This window comes from Agarivorans sp. 1_MG-2023 (assembly GCF_030548385.1).
Taxonomy (GTDB): domain Bacteria; phylum Pseudomonadota; class Gammaproteobacteria; order Enterobacterales; family Celerinatantimonadaceae; genus Agarivorans.
This window is the reverse complement of the sequence record NZ_JAUOSJ010000005.1, coordinates 181,003-197,851: the sequence shown is the minus strand read 5'-3', so window position 1 is coordinate 197,851 and position 16,849 is coordinate 181,003. Positions and strand designations below refer to the sequence as shown.

Annotated in this window: 15 protein-coding genes and 1 tRNA gene; 7 read left to right on the top strand and 9 right to left on the bottom strand. The window is 44.0% G+C overall.

The window, feature by feature from the left end; translation table 11 throughout:
• Positions 1–431: 431 nt before the first annotated feature.
• Both Q4592_RS09205 and Q4592_RS09200 read right to left on the bottom strand, forming a co-directional pair.
• Positions 432–1,319: a general secretion pathway protein GspB gene (locus Q4592_RS09205; RefSeq protein ID WP_303512135.1), complete on the bottom strand. Its 888-nt coding sequence runs from the start codon at positions 1,317–1,319 to the stop codon at positions 432–434.
• Positions 1,319–2,950, bottom strand: a complete 1,632-nt coding sequence (locus tag Q4592_RS09200; protein ID WP_303512133.1) for an ExeA family protein — start codon at positions 2,948–2,950, stop codon at positions 1,319–1,321. The genes Q4592_RS09205 and Q4592_RS09200 overlap by 1 nt, the downstream gene beginning before the upstream one ends.
• A gap of 133 nt (positions 2,951–3,083) precedes the next feature.
• On the opposite strand from Q4592_RS09200, the gene Q4592_RS09195 reads away from it, so the two are divergent.
• Entirely contained in the window at positions 3,084–4,316 is a 1,233-nt protein-coding gene (locus Q4592_RS09195; protein ID WP_303512131.1) for a multifunctional CCA addition/repair protein, read from the top strand.
• Between the two features lie 64 nt (positions 4,317–4,380).
• Here the strand turns inward: Q4592_RS09195 and Q4592_RS09190 are convergent, their stop codons facing one another.
• Genes Q4592_RS09190 through folB form a run of 3 tightly spaced genes read right to left on the bottom strand, consistent with a single transcriptional unit; the run spans position 4,381 to position 6,058 of the window.
• Complete coding sequence (locus Q4592_RS09190; RefSeq protein WP_303512129.1) at positions 4,381–5,181, bottom strand: undecaprenyl-diphosphate phosphatase; 801 nt, start codon at positions 5,179–5,181, stop codon at positions 4,381–4,383.
• Between the two features lie 23 nt (positions 5,182–5,204).
• A complete protein-coding gene (folK, locus tag Q4592_RS09185) occupies positions 5,205–5,693 on the bottom strand; it encodes a 2-amino-4-hydroxy-6-hydroxymethyldihydropteridine diphosphokinase (protein WP_303512128.1) in 489 nt (162 codons plus the stop codon).
• Entirely contained in the window at positions 5,693–6,058 is a 366-nt protein-coding gene (gene folB / locus Q4592_RS09180) for a dihydroneopterin aldolase (RefSeq protein WP_137674290.1), read from the bottom strand. The genes folK and folB overlap by 1 nt, the downstream gene beginning before the upstream one ends.
• A 124-nt stretch (positions 6,059–6,182) precedes the next feature.
• Here folB and plsY point away from each other — a divergent pair, with 124 nt between their 5' ends.
• Positions 6,183–6,773, top strand: coding sequence for a glycerol-3-phosphate 1-O-acyltransferase PlsY (gene plsY, locus Q4592_RS09175; RefSeq protein WP_303512127.1), 591 nt, complete (start codon positions 6,183–6,185; stop codon positions 6,771–6,773).
• Positions 6,774–6,848: 75 nt separating this feature from the next.
• On the opposite strand, the gene tsaD is transcribed toward plsY, so the two are convergent.
• The gene (gene tsaD, locus Q4592_RS09170; RefSeq protein WP_303512126.1) at positions 6,849–7,871 is read right to left on the bottom strand and encodes a tRNA (adenosine(37)-N6)-threonylcarbamoyltransferase complex transferase subunit TsaD; all 1,023 of its coding nucleotides are present in this window, start codon (positions 7,869–7,871) and stop codon (positions 6,849–6,851) included.
• A gap of 221 nt (positions 7,872–8,092) precedes the next feature.
• On the opposite strand from tsaD, the gene rpsU reads away from it, so the two are divergent.
• The 5 genes from rpsU (at position 8,093) to Q4592_RS09145 (ending at position 12,779) form a co-directional block, all read left to right on the top strand.
• The gene (rpsU, locus tag Q4592_RS09165) at positions 8,093–8,308 is read left to right on the top strand and encodes a 30S ribosomal protein S21 (protein WP_016403353.1); all 216 of its coding nucleotides are present in this window, start codon (positions 8,093–8,095) and stop codon (positions 8,306–8,308) included.
• A 16-nt stretch (positions 8,309–8,324) separates the two neighbouring features.
• The gene (locus tag Q4592_RS09160) at positions 8,325–8,768 is read left to right on the top strand and encodes a GatB/YqeY domain-containing protein (protein ID WP_137675400.1); all 444 of its coding nucleotides are present in this window, start codon (positions 8,325–8,327) and stop codon (positions 8,766–8,768) included.
• Between the two features lie 85 nt (positions 8,769–8,853).
• A complete protein-coding gene (gene dnaG, locus Q4592_RS09155; protein ID WP_303512122.1) occupies positions 8,854–10,620 on the top strand; it encodes a DNA primase in 1,767 nt (588 codons plus the stop codon).
• A gap of 147 nt (positions 10,621–10,767) precedes the next feature.
• Entirely contained in the window at positions 10,768–12,591 is a 1,824-nt protein-coding gene (rpoD, locus tag Q4592_RS09150) for an RNA polymerase sigma factor RpoD (protein WP_137675402.1), read from the top strand.
• 111 nt (positions 12,592–12,702) lie between these two features.
• Positions 12,703–12,779, top strand: a tRNA-Ile gene (locus Q4592_RS09145).
• A gap of 115 nt (positions 12,780–12,894) precedes the next feature.
• On the opposite strand, the gene Q4592_RS09140 is transcribed toward Q4592_RS09145, so the two are convergent.
• The 3 genes from Q4592_RS09140 to Q4592_RS09130 form a co-directional block, all read right to left on the bottom strand.
• Positions 12,895–13,647 (bottom strand): nuclease-related domain-containing protein, encoded by a 753-nt coding sequence (locus Q4592_RS09140; RefSeq protein ID WP_303512121.1) that lies wholly within the window; start codon positions 13,645–13,647, stop codon positions 12,895–12,897.
• Between the two features lie 146 nt (positions 13,648–13,793).
• Complete coding sequence (locus tag Q4592_RS09135) at positions 13,794–16,112, bottom strand: DEAD/DEAH box helicase (RefSeq protein WP_303512120.1); 2,319 nt, start codon at positions 16,110–16,112, stop codon at positions 13,794–13,796.
• Positions 16,105–16,779: a hypothetical protein gene (locus tag Q4592_RS09130; protein ID WP_303512118.1), complete on the bottom strand. Its 675-nt coding sequence runs from the start codon at positions 16,777–16,779 to the stop codon at positions 16,105–16,107. The genes Q4592_RS09135 and Q4592_RS09130 overlap by 8 nt, the downstream gene beginning before the upstream one ends.
• Positions 16,780–16,849 lie beyond the last annotated feature (70 nt).

Below are 16,849 nucleotides of genomic sequence, written 5' to 3'. Positions count from 1 at the left end.
TCATTAGCCATTCACTAAAAACTAACAACAAACGCTGAACAAAGTGTAAATGGCGGCAGCCGACTGAATAGCTATCGTTGCGATACTAAAGAGTCCCTACAACCCGTTACTTCTTAAAACGTCGTTGGCAGTTTCAGAATGAGTAAAAGCTCTGTCTATTCCTCAGATACTTATCTGCGCACGGTCAAAATCCAGTGCAACAAACACCCTCTTAAGGCACACAAAGCATTCAGGATAAGCTAAGAAAAATTCTAAGCCTTAGGGCATGAACAGGGCATGGACGTAAGATGAACAAAAGTTAATTAAGTGGTGATGGCTGAAAGCAAAAGGCAATAAACATCTAGGCATTGATTGCTGAAAACGACTTAATCTGAAATGACCAAGTACAAAAAAAGCCGCTTAAGCGGCTTTTTGGGTGCTGACCAAAGAGACTATCCCCAATCAGACAACGCGTTCAGTCGGCAAAGATTACCCGCTACTCGTAACACGATGTCATCCAATCGAATCGCGACTAATTCGATGTTCTTAGTCACAAAATCCCCCTCAGCAAGCTCTACATTATTAAGCGAGATATAACGACGTGTCGGGTCGGATGAAAAAACATGGGAGTTAAAAGTAAGCGATGGAATTAGCGCTAGTACGTCTGGTGCTAATGCCCCCATCATTGGTGCGGTATCGTAATTAGTAGGATCTGCTTCATCTTTCCAAGCAAGCACCTGAGTGGCCTGCACTGCAGCAGCAAACCGCTGCTCTAGGCCTTTTTCAGTAGCATTTTTCTCAGCGGTAGGATTAGCCACTGTGGCAGTCGTGGTTTGTTTTTCTGCTTGGGGCTTAGGTGTCGCTGCAGGTTTAGGCTCAAGATTGCTTACCTCAACCGGCAATACCGCTTGCTGCACTGACTGCTTTGGCTGCTTTGGTGTTTGCGCTAGCGGTTGATATTGAATCTGAGGTTGTGACTCCGTGTGCGCAAGTAACGCTTCAAATTTTTCTTGGCGCAGCGCTAACAAATCCACTTTTTCTAAGTCATCAGAGCTGGGTAAAGGGCGTAGCTCAAAGCCTAGCTCAAACTCAGGAATGGTAGCCACAGTAACAGTTGGTTTCGCGGGTTTGCTAATCACTTGCTGTAACTCGGCCTCTCTAGCAGCTTCCAGTGTATCGGAGGTAGATTGCTGCCATAGCAAAAAGGCAATAGCGGCAAGTGCCAACGACAAACCTGAACTTAACCCCACCAGTAAAGCAGAGCTAACCGCCGGAGGAGCAACTAATGCCACTGCTTCGTTAGGCTGATTGCGGCGCTGCGCGTCTAGAATACTCGACATTAGTTCAACTCCAGCAAACGTGGTTGGTCTACATATATTTGTTCATTTAAACGCAGTAAGGTGAATACACCGGCAATACCGTCTGCGTTCAAGCTCTGCTGCTGTTGAAAACGTTGTACTTGGCGGCTTAATTCGCCGTCAAATATGTATGTTCTACGTGGCCGCTGCCCATGAAGTAATGACAAGCTTTGATCCAACCAATATACGGCATCACCTTGACTGCCTTGTTTCAATATTCCGTCATAGCCTCTTGGTGGCTGCCATAGTATTTGGAATTCGCCATTCCAACGCCGCTTCAGCCATCGTTCGGTCACCATTAACGAACGATCACCTATCCATAATTCTACTTTGGGCCCCCAATGGCGAATGACAGCATAGAAATACGTACCGCCATCTTCAAGCTCGACCACTGCAGGTAAATTAATACCGCGCAATATGCGTTCTCCGCCACTTAAGCTAAGGCATTTCAAATCTAAACTTGGCACCAACTTACAATTCGCTTGGGCACTCACTACATCGTAACCCCAAGCGCGCAGCAGGAGTTGCCAAGAGTTTCCTGGCAAAGTATTACTTTTTCGTAACTCTTGCCACTCTTGCAGCTGATCCTGATTGTTACTAATAGCAGGAGCCACATCGGCAAACGTAACTTTTGGCTCTTGTTTAGCAGCCACAGGCTCAAGCGGCGCTTCTACAACGGCATTATCAACGGCAACCTCAGGTTGAGAACGTGGCCACTGCTGATACAAAAACACCAAGGCCAAAGCAAGACAGCCCAATACGGCTCCAACATACAAATAGTTAGTATTTACGCTTTTCTCAGGTTCAGACAGCGCAGTTTCTTGAATAGCTTGCTCTAATGCGCTTTTGTCTACTTGCATTTGATCACGCGCAAACGTAGCCAGTAATGCGCGGTCACATAATAAATTAATGACCCTAGGAATACCCTCAGCGGCTTTAAATACATGATTAACAACAGCAGTAGGAAACAAAGGCCGTTGGCAGCCTGCAACCATTAATCGATGGCGAATATATGCTTCTACTTCGTTTATGGTTAGTGGTAACAAGTGGTAACGCGCGGTAATACGCTGTGCTAGCTGTCGTAATTCTGGTTGTTTTAATTTTTGCTGTAACTCAGGTTGGCCAATCAACACCACCCGCAATAATTTACGGGTATCTGTTTCAAAATTAGTTAACAAACGAAGCTGCTCAAGCACTTCTACCGAAAGGTGCTGAGCTTCGTCAATCAGCAACATAGTGTTGCCGCCATTCCAATGATTTTCGAGTAAACGCTGGCGAATCACATCACCAAAGTTTTTTAGAGTAAAGTTGTCATGGTTGTAGTCAATGTTGAGTTCATCACATACTGTGGCTAGCAACTCTAACTCGGTAAGACTCGGATTTAAGACTAAAGCCACTTGGGTATTGTCGGGAACTTGTTTTAATAAGGCACGAGATACCGTGGTTTTACCGGTCCCCACTTCGCCAGTTAACAATACAAAGCCGCCGGTTTCTCCTAAACCAAAGGTTAAGTGAGCCAGTGCTTCTTTGTGGCGCTCACTCATAAACAAGAAGTCGGGGTTTGGCGCAATCGAAAAGGGATTTTCCTTTAAGCCAAAATAATCCAAATACATTTAACCGCTATCCTTTCGCCGATTATGGTTTGCACTTTATCTTAAAGTGGCAATCCAAGCCTTTTGGGCATTTATCGGTGTATAATACCTCCTCGCAAGGCGTTTGTGCACTGAGTTTAACGAGGAGTGATAAGTGGAAACCTATTTAGTCGGCGGAGCAGTACGAGATCAACTACTAGGTTTACCCATTAAAGACCGTGACCACGTAGTAGTGGGAGCTAGCCCTGAGCAAATGCTGCAACTTGGCTACAAGCAGGTAGGAAAAGACTTCCCGGTATTTTTACACCCTCATTCGCAGCAAGAATACGCACTTGCCCGCACCGAACGAAAGCAAGGCTCTGGCTATACCGGCTTTAGTTGTTACTTCGCCGAAGACGTTACCCTTGAAGACGACCTATTACGTCGCGACCTTACCGTAAATGCCATCGCTCGCGCAGAAAGTGGAGCGTTAATAGACCCTTACGGTGGCCAAGCTGATTTACACGCCAAGCTATTACGCCATGTTTCACCAGCCTTTGTGGAAGATCCACTACGGGTATTGCGGGTAGCCCGCTTTGCCGCGCGCTTTTATCACCTGGGCTTTAGCGTTGCCGAAGACACTCTCGTTCTAATGCGAGAAATTGCTGACTCAGGAGAACTGAGTTTTTTAACCCCAGAGCGCATTTGGATGGAGCTAGAAAAGGCTCTACACAGTGAGTCACCGCAGGTCTTTTTTGAAGTACTACAAACCGCCAACGCCCTAGAGATATTATTCCCAGAGCTGCACAACTTGTTTGGCGTGCCCGCCAGCCCTAAATGGCATCCCGAGATAGATAGCGGTATTCATACACTGATGGTGATAGAGCAAAGCGCCAAGCATAATTACAGTAATCAAGTGCGTTTTGCCGCACTTTGCCACGACTATGGCAAAGCACTAACGCCCCAAGAAAAACTGCCTTCGCACCCCGGCCACGGCCCCAAAGGCCTTAAATTAATAAAAGCCTTTTGCCAGCGAATAAAAGTGCCCAACGACTACCGCGATCTTGCGCTGTTAGTGGCAGAGCATCACATCACCATTCATAGCGCGCTAGAACTGCGCCCAGAAACCGTACTAAAGCTGTTTGACCGTTGCGATGCTTGGCGCAAGCCTGAACGCTTTACTCAAATACTAGAAGCCGGCGTAGCAGACATTCGCGGCCGTTTAGGTTTTGAGAATAATGACTACCCCGCTTACGACTACCTACTGAAACAACTTGAAGTGGCTAATAGCGTAAACGTGCAAGCCATTATAAAAGCCGGCTACCAAGGCGCAGAGATAAGAGAGCAACTACATCAGCAGCGCGTCGCGCTGATCAAACAAGAAAAGCTGCGCTACCTCGCCGAATAACAAACGTAAGCAATAAAAAAAGCTAGCCCATTGGCTAGCTTTTTACGTTTTAAGAAACCTGCTTTTAGCTAAGCGCTAAAAAGGCAAATAGCGCAACACCTAGTGCTAAGCGGTAAATAACAAATGGCTTCATGCCTACTTTGTTCACCCACTTAATAAACAAGTGAATACAAGAATACGCACTAACAAACGACACAAATATTCCTAGCGACATTGCCGACCAATCGATATCCACTGGCGTTTCGGCCATATCTTTAGCCATCAATACGCAAGCGCCAACGATCACCGGAATCGACATTAAGAAGGAAAAACGCGCCGCCGCTTCGCGGGTTAAACCCAGCATTAAGCCAGCAGTAATAGTGATACCACTGCGTGAAGTACCCGGAATAATGGCAATAGCCTGAGCGAAACCCACAAACAAGGCTTGTTTCCAGCCTATCTGGTATTCATCTTTTATCAGTTTTGATTGGGAGTCTGCCCACCACAGCAAAGCACCAAATATAATGGTTGTAGACGCAATCACGTAAGCCGAGCGCAAGTACTCTTCAATCAGTGATTTAAACAAACCACCAAATATCACTGCTGGAATGGTAGCCAAAATGATTAACCAAGCTAATAGTGCTTCTGGGCTGCGATTACCGGCAAACGACCCCAGCCATGCTTTAAGCATTGCCCATACTTCTTTTCGAAAGTAGCAAATTACCGCGAATAAACTTCCCACATGCACCGCTACGTCGAAGGTAATCCCTTGATCGTCCCAACCAAAAATCTGCGAAGGTAAGATTAAATGGGCCGAGCTAGAGATAGGGAGAAACTCAGTTAAACCTTGGATCAAAGCCAAAAAAATGGTTTCGAATGTACTCATTAATTGTTCCTTGCTGACAAAAATTAAAAACTGAAAGAATCGACCCGAGTCAAAACTTGGCTGCTATGATCAAAATCTTGCCATAGTTGCGTGTAAGTTTGATGAAGTGTTGGATGTACTAAATCTCCGGCTATATCTGCCAGCGGTTTTAGTACAAAGGCACTTTTTATAATCTCAGCTCTAGGTAGCACGCAGGGAGCAGCTACCACTAATTGGTTATATAAGAGGATATCGATATCTAAGGTGCGTGACGAGTACTTTTGCGCATCCATTGCTCTACCGTGCTCAAATTCAATCCGCTTAATGGCATCAAATACTGCTAACAAAGACAAAGGGCTAGAGATTTTGGCCACCAAGTTGTAAAAAGCTGGACCGCTAAAACCTAAGGCAGGGCTTTCGTAAACCGGACTTAATTCAAGCTCACCAAACTGTTTCTGCAGCGCTTCAACGCCTTGGCGAATATAACGGTCGCGCTCCAAATTACTGCCAATCCCGACAAAAATATCAGCCATTATTGAGAGCTATCCGCTTGGCTACGCTCGATTTGTACACCGACATTACTGGCAAAAGGCACCGCACCAGGCTTGTTAATGGTCACTTTCACCCAAGGAACAGAAAATTTGTTCAATATAAGCGCCGCCACTTTTTCGGCTACCGTTTCCACTAACTCATGTGGCTGCTGGGTCACTAAGTCGCTCACAGCTTGGCTTACCGATGCATAGTCGAGCGCGAGGGACAAATCATCACTCATGGCTGCCGGGCGATTATCCCAGGCCATTTCCAAATCAATTAACAACTTTTGTTTGATTTGCTTTTCCCACTCGTAGGCACCAATGGTGGCGAGTACGGTGAGATCTTTAATAAATACTTTATCCATAATTTTGGGCTGCTGTAGTGTTAACGTGCTTATTAGCCTTAGCTAAAAAAACAGCGTATGATTTGAGCTTTGAAAGAGCGCGATAATACCGCAATTCGGCAATGGGTGGAATGCTTCTAAGCTAATGGGTTTACTCGGTTTATTTTTTATCACAGCAGCGTATTTACTGGGTTCAATCTCCAGCGCTGTACTGATTTGCCGAATTTACCGCCTACCCGACCCTCGCCAGCATGGCTCGAATAACCCCGGCGCAACCAACGTTTACCGTTTAGGCGGAAAGCTCCCAGCAGGATTAGTACTGTTTTGTGACTTACTAAAAGGCACGCTACCGGTGTGGTTAGGCTATTACGCAGGCCTTGCTCCTATCGTATTGGGTTTTGTGGGCATAGCGGCTTGTTTAGGCCATATGTACCCCATCTTTTTCCATTTTGAAGGGGGCAAAGGCGTTGCTACCGCGCTTGGTGGGGTGTTACCTATTGGTTTAGATCTAGCAGCAATGCTGGTAGTAACTTGGTTAATCACTTTAAAGTTACGCGGCTACTCGTCTCTCGCGGCCATCATCAGCGTCAGCTTAGCGCCTCTTTATACTTGGCTGATTAAACCTGAATATACACTGCCAGTGGCTATGTTAGCCTGCCTCATCATTATTCGTCACCAAAGCAACATCACCCGTCTACGTAATCACACCGAAAGCAAAGTGGTGAATAAAGACTAAGTCACGTTAGCGAACAAAAAACAATAAAAAAGGCGCTTTATTCAGCGCCTTTTTTATTGTTGATAGATGTAAACCCTACAAGGGTTTAGCGGCCGGCAACTCATCTAAGGGCCAACGCGGCATCGCTTTAACTGATAAACCTTCGGTTTGCCCTGCTTTAAAGCGCTGCATACCAGCGTAAGCGATCATAGCGCCGTTATCGGTACAAAACTCAGGTCGAGGATAAAACACTTTACCGCCACGAGACTCAAGCAGTTCGCCCAGCTGTTCACGTAAAGACTTGTTTGCACTCACTCCACCTGCTATCACCAAGCGTTTCAGGCCTGTTTGCTTTAACGCGCGGCGACATTTAATGATGAGGGTTTCAACCAAAGCCTGCTGAAAAGCCAAGGCAATATCGGCTTGGGTTTGCTCATCTTTTCCTTCCGCATCAATGGTGTTTTTAGCAAAGGTTTTTAAGCCCGAAAAACTCATATCTAAACCCGGGCGGTCGGTCATTGGTCGTGGGAACTTATAACGACCCGGCGTGCCTTTTTCTGCCATACGGCTAAGTGCAGGGCCACCCGGATAATCTAAACCCAGCAACTTGGCTGTTTTATCAAAGGCTTCACCGGCAGCGTCATCAATAGACTCACCTAGAATTTGATATTCACCAATACCGTCTACTTCTACTAGTAAAGTATGCCCACCCGATACCAGCAAGGCTAAGAAAGGAAACTCTGGCGGATTGTCTTCCAACATGGGCGCTAACAAGTGGCCTTCCATGTGGTGCACCGGTACGGCTGGTTTACCCCACGCCATGGCAATACTGCGCGCAGTGAGAGAGCCCACCAACAAAGCACCCACTAAACCAGGGCCCGCGGTATAGGTCACCGCGTCTATATCGTCAGGCGTACAGTTAGCGAGCTCCATTGCTTCTTTGATAAGAGGAATGGTTTTTCGAATATGGTCACGAGAGGCTAACTCAGGCACCACACCGCCGTAATCGGCATGCAGTTTTACCTGACTGTATAGAACATCTGCCAATAAGCCCTGCTGATCATCATAAATGGCCACGCCGGTTTCATCACACGATGTTTCAATACCTAGTACACGCATAGTCTTGCTTTTCCTGCTTGGTTACTGGCATAAGTATTGTAGAAATTAACCACTTAGCCGGCCTAAAATCGCAGCTATCTTACTTGCTCGAAGCTTATTTCACCAGTGGATTACAAATAGGCTTTACATTGCCCCCTAGTTCGGCTTAAAATTCCGCACCATTTTTAAACACTCAGGCTGATTTTTGTTCGGCCGTTAATAAACCGGAAGGTGATAGGCATATGCCAATCGTTAAAGTACGTGAAAACGAACCATTTGACGTAGCTCTACGTCGTTTCAAGCGCTCTTGCGAGAAAGCAGGCATTCTTTCTGAAGTTCGTCGTCGCGAATTCTATGAGAAGCCAACTACAGCTCGTAAACGTGCTAAAGCGTCTGCTGTTAAACGTCACGCTAAGAAATTAGCTCGTGAAAACGCACGTCGCGTTCGCTTGTACTAAGCGCTGATAATAACCTATGTCATTAAAAGCAACGCTACAAGACGAACAAAAAGCAGCAATGCGTGCCAAAGACAAATTACGTCTTGGCACACTTCGCATGTTGCTTGCGGCGGTTAAGCAAGTCGAAATTGATGAGCGCATTACTTTAGACGATGATCAGATCCTGAGCATTGTTGTTAAACAAGTAAAACAACGCAAAGACGCAGCCGAACAATTTTCGGCCGCTGAACGTCAAGACTTAGCTGATAAAGAACTCGCCGAGATAGACATCTTGGAGACGTTCCTTCCTAAAGCACTTAATGAGCAAGAAGTGGCTTCGTTAATCGAAGACGCCATTGCCAAATCTGGTGCTGCAGGAATGCAAGATATGGGTAAAGTGATGGGCATCCTGAAACCTCAGGTAACAGGCCGTGCAGACATGGGTGCTATTAGCACTGCTGTTCGCAAACAACTAGCCTAAACCCGTCACTTAGATACTCGAACAAGCCGTGTTCTCATTGAGTTCACGGCTTGTTTGTTTTTTGTAATACTGAAGATGGTAGTGAATGGCCGGAAGAATACCGCAACAGTTTATCGATGACTTATTGGCTCGTACCGATATTGTTAGCCTTATCGATCAGCGTGTACGTCTTAAAAAAGCCGGAAAAAACTATTCTGCTTGCTGCCCTTTTCATAATGAAAAATCCCCCTCTTTTACCGTAAGCCAAGACAAACAGTTTTATCACTGCTTTGGTTGTGGCGCACATGGCAATGCAATCAGTTTTTTAATGGAGTACGACAAACTAGAGTTTGTTGATGCCATTGAAGATCTCGCCAGCCAAATGGGTGTAGAAGTAGAGCGGGAAAATAGCAGCAACAGCAAGTTTGATCAGGCCAAGAGCCAGCAACAGCGCCAAGCCAGTAAAGATTTATACGAGCTTATTGGCCATGCTAGCCGTTTTTTTCAACAGCAGTTGCGGGTTCACCCCAACAAGCAGCAAGTGATCGACTATTTAAAAAGTCGCGGCCTAAGTGGCGAAGTGGTTCAACGCTTCTCTATTGGATATGCGCCCGACGAATGGGACGCCTTAGGAAAAGCTCTAGGCGGCTCTAAGCAAGCCAGCCAACAATTGGTTGATGCTGGCTTATCGATAGAAAACGACAAAGGCCGCCGTTACGATCGCTTTCGCGATCGCGTTATGTTTCCTATTCGGGATAAACGTGGCCGTTATATTGGCTTTGGTGGTCGAGTATTTGGTGATGGCACACCAAAGTATTTAAACTCACCAGAAACTAGCGTGTTTCACAAAGGCCGCGAGCTATATGGCTTGTACGAAGTTCGCCAAGCACATAAGCAAATACCACAAATACTGGTGGTTGAAGGCTATATGGACGTAGTCTCGTTAGCTCAATTTGATATTGACTATGCAGTAGCTTCGCTAGGTACTTCAACGACGCCGGAGCATTTACAAACACTGTTTAGAACCAGTAGCCAAATTATTTGTTGTTACGACGGCGACCGAGCTGGACGCGATGCAGCATGGCGCGCCTTAGAAAACGCCTTGCCTCATTTACGTGACAACGTAGAGCTTAAGTTTATGTTTTTGCCTGATGGTGAAGACCCAGATACCTTGGTACGCCAAGAGGGCAAAGACGGCTTCGAGCAACGCATGCGTGATGCGATGCCGTTGTCGCGATTCTTGTTTGAGCGCTTAAGCCAAGAAATAGACATTACTACCGACGCAGGAAAAAGCCATTTAGCCTCTCGAGCTTACGAACTTATCTCGCAGGTAAATGCCGCATTTTATAAAGAAACCTTGCTGACAGAATTGGCCACCCAGAATCGAATGATTCGTAGCCAACTGGAAAAAGAACTGGCGCAGCTAAAACAAGCTGAGCGCAGTAAGCCCAATGCCACCGCTAAAATGAGCTTAACGCCAATGCGCAAAGCCATTGCGATGATTTTGCAGCGCCCAGCTATCGCCAATGACTTACCGCCGCCGGAACAACTAAGGCAAGTAAACATTAAGGGCATGCCCTTACTATTGGCCATTATTGCCGAGATACACAAAAAAACAGATATCACTACCGCCCAGTTATTAGAACGCTGGCGAGACCAACCAGAGCAAAAGCACCTGAGTGCGCTGGCTGGCTATAATTTAGAAATTGATGAATCAGGTTACCCAGACGAGCTGCAAGATATTATTGCCAGTTTTGTCGAAAAATTACTATTGCAGCGTTACGACCAACTCAACGTGAAATCACTAAACGGAACACTGAGTGTGGAAGAAAAACGTGAAATGCTGCAATTAGTAGTGGAATTAAAGCCTTAAATGGGCTGACTAAGTAATAAACAAAAAGTTTTTGGTTAAATGCCCTTGATATAGAAATTTTAACCCATACTTGATATAATTCTTCGTTTGCGCTTATAGCGCTTACGTTTATGGTTTTGCTAGCTTAATCTACTTCGGATGACATCTATGGAACAAACCCCACAGTCTCAACTCAAACTCCTTCTCGCAAAAGGTAAAGAGCAAGGCTACTTAACTTATGCAGAGGTAAATGACCATTTACCTGCTGATATCGTAGATTCCGATCAAGTTGAAGATATCATTCAAATGATCAACGACATGGGTATCCAGGTACATGAAAATGCACCCGATGCCGATGACTTATTGTTGGCGGAAAATACTACCGATGAAGACGCAGCTGAAGCCGCGGCTCAAGCGCTTGCAACGGTAGAATCAGAATTAGGCCGAACTACCGACCCAGTACGTATGTACATGCGTGAAATGGGTACCGTTGAACTGCTTACTCGTGAGGGCGAAATCGACATCGCCAAGCGTATTGAAGAAGGCATCAACGAAGTTCAACGCAGTGTTTCTGAGTATCCAGAAACCATCTCTATCTTGCTTGAAATGTACGACCAGTACCAAGCAGAAGAGCTAAAAATTAGCGACATCGTAAATAGTTTCATCGACGAAGACGAAGTAGCCGAAGCAGCACCGACAGCTACTCACATCGGTTCAGAGCTTGAAGAAAAAGATCTTGAAGATGAAGACGAAGATGAAGACGAGGAAGAAGAAGACACAGGTCTTGACCCAGAATTGGTGAAAGAGCGCTTCGAAACCCTTCGTGACCAATACGATAAAACGCATAAAGCGATTGAGAAGCACGGCCGTATGTCTGCCCGTGCCACCAAAGAGATTTTTGAACTAAGCGAAATTTTCCACACGTTCCGCCTAGTACCAAAACTGTTTGATAAGCTTGTTGCCAGCATGCGTACCATGATGGAACGAGTTCGTACTCAAGAGCGTCTAATTCTTAAATTATGTGTTGAGCAAGGCAAAATGCCAAAAGGCACCTTTGTTAAAGCCTTCTCTAAAGACGAAACAAACGAAACATGGTTTAACGAACATAAAACGTCTGCCAAAGACTACGCACCTGCGTTAATGGCCGTAGACGAAGAAGTTCGCCGTTGTATCTTCAAACTGAAAAGTGTTGAAGAAGAAACCGGCTTAACCATTAACAACATTAAAGACATCAACCGCCGTATGAGCATTGGTGAAGCGAAAGCTCGCCGCGCGAAGAAAGAAATGGTTGAAGCTAACTTACGTTTGGTAATTTCTATTGCGAAGAAATACACCAACCGTGGTTTGCAGTTCTTAGACCTTATCCAAGAGGGTAATATTGGCCTAATGAAGGCCGTAGATAAATTTGAATACCGCCGTGGTTACAAATTCTCTACTTACGCTACTTGGTGGATCCGTCAGGCAATCACTCGTTCAATTGCAGACCAGGCACGAACTATTCGTATCCCGGTTCACATGATTGAAACGATTAACAAGCTAAACCGTATTAGCCGTCAAATGCTTCAAGAGATGGGTCGTGAGCCTACTCCAGAAGAATTGGCTGAACGTATGTTAATGCCTGAAGACAAGATCCGTAAGGTACTTAAAATTGCTAAAGAGCCAATCTCCATGGAAACACCTATTGGTGATGATGAAGATTCGCACTTAGGTGACTTTATTGAGGATACCACTTTGTCGATGCCAGTAGACGCAGCGACCGGTGAGAACCTTAAGTTTGCCACTCAAGAAGTACTAGCAGGCCTAACCCCGCGTGAAGCTAAAGTACTGCGTATGCGTTTTGGTATTGGTATGAACACCGACCATACTCTTGAAGAAGTAGGTAAACAGTTTGACGTAACCCGTGAGCGTATTCGTCAAATTGAAGCCAAAGCACTTCGCAAGCTTCGCCACCCTTCGCGTTCTGAGCAACTACGCAGTTTCTTAGACGAATAGACCGCTAAACGGCGAATAAATAAGCGCTTAGATTCAAACGCATAGACAAGGCTGAGATGTTTTTTTATAATCCAGCCTCGTTGTTTGAGCTAAGCTCGCAACACCCAATTTGGCCCTTTAGCTCAGCTGGTTAGAGCACACGACTCATAATCGTTAGGTCCACAGTTCAAGTCTGTGAAGGGCCACCATATATAAAGGCGTAGAAGGTTAGTAACCACTACGCCTTTTCTATTTCCGCTCTCCGTGTAGCAAATATGTAGCAGATTTCAGGCAGAAACCTGCTATCTCGCATACTTCTTAAAATTACTGAGTGAATTTACAACGGGGATAGGCTGAACAGCCAATAAACGCATTCCCTGCATTCTTACCACGCTTTGCAACTCTTTCTACTAACCCAGCCCCACATTTTGGGCAGGTCTCACCAGATTGTCTCTGACGGCTTTTTTCAGCAACCAGTTTACGAACATGCGTTTTATGATTGCGAGTGGTTTGAAAACCTCTTTTAAGCTTCAACTCCTCAAGCTTAGCGGTGAGCGCCGCAACTTCTGGCTCACTAAACTTGCTCTCCAGCTTCGAACGAATGTAACGCAAGCAACCACGTATATGCGTTACGTTTTCGGGCATAGCCGTTTTAAAGGAGGCATCACCCACAAAACACACTACAGAGAATAAATCTGTGGGCTTTAAATCAAGAGAAAATTCGAGAGCTTTAAGGTGCTTGTAGTTTTGGTGTAGTGGGTTTTGAAATTTACTGCGGTGACGGTAGATCTGCTGCGTCCATTGTTTCTGGCGAACACTTCCAAAGATCCACCCTTTCATGTTCTTTGTCTCAACAACAAAAATACCAAAAGGGGAAATCAAAACATGGTCAACCTGAGTTGTGCCATCTTCACAGTGTAGAGTTACGTCATTAACTAACTTGTATAATTTACCATCAAGAAAAAACCTAAAGGATAGGCTCAGTAGCAATTCACCAAACCAACCTTTAAACCAAGTTTTTCTAATGATAAAGGAGAAGACAACAAGAAAAAGTAGTAACCAGTGTTCAAGAAGCATAACTTTGTAACTCGTCCTAAACTTCAGAGGTGACACAGTGCTCTAAAGAACGATAACCCACCTTATAACCAATAGTCCTTAGAACAAAAGAGCACTTTAGCATTAAAAACAGAAAAACCAATAACCATTGGTCAATAACATTTTGACTAAGAAAGATACCTACTAATTACTTCTCTTTGCTCACTATCAAGAGTCGAAATATCATCAGAGAACACTATTCCTGTTTCATCTACATGATTAACAATACTTTTTATCCATTCAATATCTTCAGGATCAAACCCATACTTTATCAGCCAGATTTCCGTTTCATCATTAGTTCCATATTTAAAATAATTCTTAAGAACCTTTGCTCGTTCATCCTGAGTATCTTCATAGTAAACAGTAAGTGCCGCACATAAGGGATCTGATAAAGACAAGCTAATAACCTTATCCAAGAAGTCATATGTATCATATACAAGGATGTCGTAATCAAAATCATTTACCGATGTTCCTCTAGGAAACAAAGGTACCGCTGACGTAAGCTTGGAATTAGGTAGCTGCTCTGCTTGTGCAGAATATTTGATTTTTATTTTACTAAACTGTGTATTAAATTCTGCTTGGGAGATTTCATTTGTTTTTCTTTGCCTTAGCAAAGCTCGTCGTTTATCTCTTTCTGTTAAGTAAGAGTATCTCAACGAGAGGGTTTCACTGAAAGATTTTCCCTGCACCTTCCATAAAAGTAAAGGAATTGCGGCACTTAGTACAGTTTGCTCTGCAGTGGATAAACTGTCTTTTTTTAAATGAGAGCAATAAATTTTTTTAAGCTTGGTTTTAACTTGTCTTCTTGCACTCTCACCAAGTGCATAGTACTGAGCTGCAGTAATGGTCTGCTCTCCAATGACTAGTTTGTCTAGGACATAACGCATATCTGACTTGAGATTGCTTTCTTTAATTCGATCCACTTGCGACTCGGTAAGGTGCAAATCATCATTAAATGAATCCGTTCTTATCGCATCAACTAAATCAGAGTGATCTTCAGAAATATTTTTAGGGTCATCGTCGAGCTTCGAAGTTTTTTCTAGTGTGACATTCTGTCGAATTCGTGTTGTAAACGTTGCAACGTTAGCCCTTTTTACAATGGTGTAGCCATAGTCAAATTCTCGCTTTGTGCTACTTCTTCCTGAGCGGCCAATCAGGTTTTTTAACGTAAGGGCTTCCATATAACTGAAGTTGTCAATAAATACGCAATCAAAAGGCATGTTAATACCTTGATTGAGGGTAGATGTCGCGAAACAAAGCTTCGCATAACCACTCCTCACAAAATTTTCAATTAAAAGCCTTGCTTTAAGCGGCATCGAGCCATGGTGAACAACCACTCCTTGTGCCATAAGCTGAATAAATGATGACTGTTTAGAAGGGAGAGTATCCGATGAACCAATGTACTTCTTTAAACTATCAATAATACGAAGAGCTTCTTTATCCTCAATAGCAGGGCAAAGATCAATATAATCACCAAACCCTTCAATGTGCCCGCCTTTATAAATTTTGCTCTTAGAAGTATAAATAAGAGCGGTTCCTCCCCGCTTCAAGGTATCAGCTATTAAATCACTTTCTAGCGGTACGTCTTCAGTCGGCGAATAAGGAGAAAAGTAACTAAATGAATTATCTTTCTCCTTAGCTACAAATATTTTGCCCACGTTGCTTTGCCTAAAGTTATCGGCTTTGGAGCTTTCACTAAAACCATGTTTTTCTATTTGAGCTTCGGGGTTCGCTACAAACGGATGGGCAAAAACTTTCTTTGCAGTTGGAAAAGCCCTTTCAGCTCTCCTAACAAAAGCATCAAACGAAAACCCTCTTACAGACTCCTCTGATATCTGAGCCTCGTCAAAAAGAAATAAGCCTATATCAAACTCATCTGCATACTTAAAAATTTCTACGCCTCTTTCTGGAGTAATAATAAAAATACGTCGAGATGTATTGTGCTGATTTATGTTTTCAACAAACTGAAGAACTAGAACATCTTTAGTTACCAAACTAAGTACTATCGAATAAAACTCTGCGATAAGAGCTCTAGAGGGCACAACTATAATAATGTCATTGCTATATTCTTTAATGAGTTCCCTAAACAAGTGAGATTTACCGGTACTTGTTGGGGCGGAGAACGAATAAAAATGCTTTTCAGCTATAGATTTATAAGCACAAGCCTGCATAGGGGTATACGGACGTCCATATCGCTGCTTAATTGAGTCCCCTAAATCTCTGTAAATTGCCTCTAGAAAAGTTCTCGGTTGCTCAAGCTTGTAAAACAAGCCCATTACACTTAATAATTTATCCTCATACCTTGAAAAATCATCTCTATGATACTTCTTGATCAAGCTTAACTTCTCTAGGGTACTAGGGTTTATCGGACCTTTTCGATGGAACTCGCCGATAGCGTGTTCTATAACCTCAGTAACATTAACACCATCTATTAATTGCTTAAGCACTGACTTTAACTCCAATAAGGTAAACAGCTTCGTAACAAAGGAGTGGCCCTAAATGGCTTGAAGTAATAGCATTATCCATTATGCTTTTCACATCATCAGAAACAATTGAAAAGGCAGCACAGAATGTCTTATTTCCGAACGCGGCATTTTGAATGGCAGCCTCAGTCACGAACGACCTTAAATCCGAAAGCTCCTGTACGTCCTTTTTCGCAAGTATAAAGTCATTGATCTGACTAAGGGCTCTGCCATGAGCATTCTGTACGCCACTATATTTTGCTTCTCCGAAAGCGATTAATGCATCAGGTGACTCTGTATGAAAATCGAAGCCGGGGTTACCAGATATTTTTTCCTTAATAAGCTCCGCCAGCGGAAGTCGAATATGCTTTAAGTATTCGCTTAAAGCCATTTGCGCAGAGGCTGATACCATGTATTCACCAAAGTCAGCAGAGATTTCACTTTCTACATTACCTAAAATATCGTTAACTACTTTATCTATTGTGGGTTTTGACCGAGCTTCATAGGTGGCTGTATCTATTATATCAAGTGGCGCCAACCAGCTAGTATCAGTGATAACCCGATGCATCTCAGCTACCCTTTCTTCGATATTAGAAATATCTAAAGCTAAAGAATAAATCTGTCCTGTAGCCTTGACGTCGTAATCAGCCATGTTTGTAACATCCAAACTTAACAACTGCATATTGCTCGAACCTAAGTACTATTAACAAAAAAAATAATAC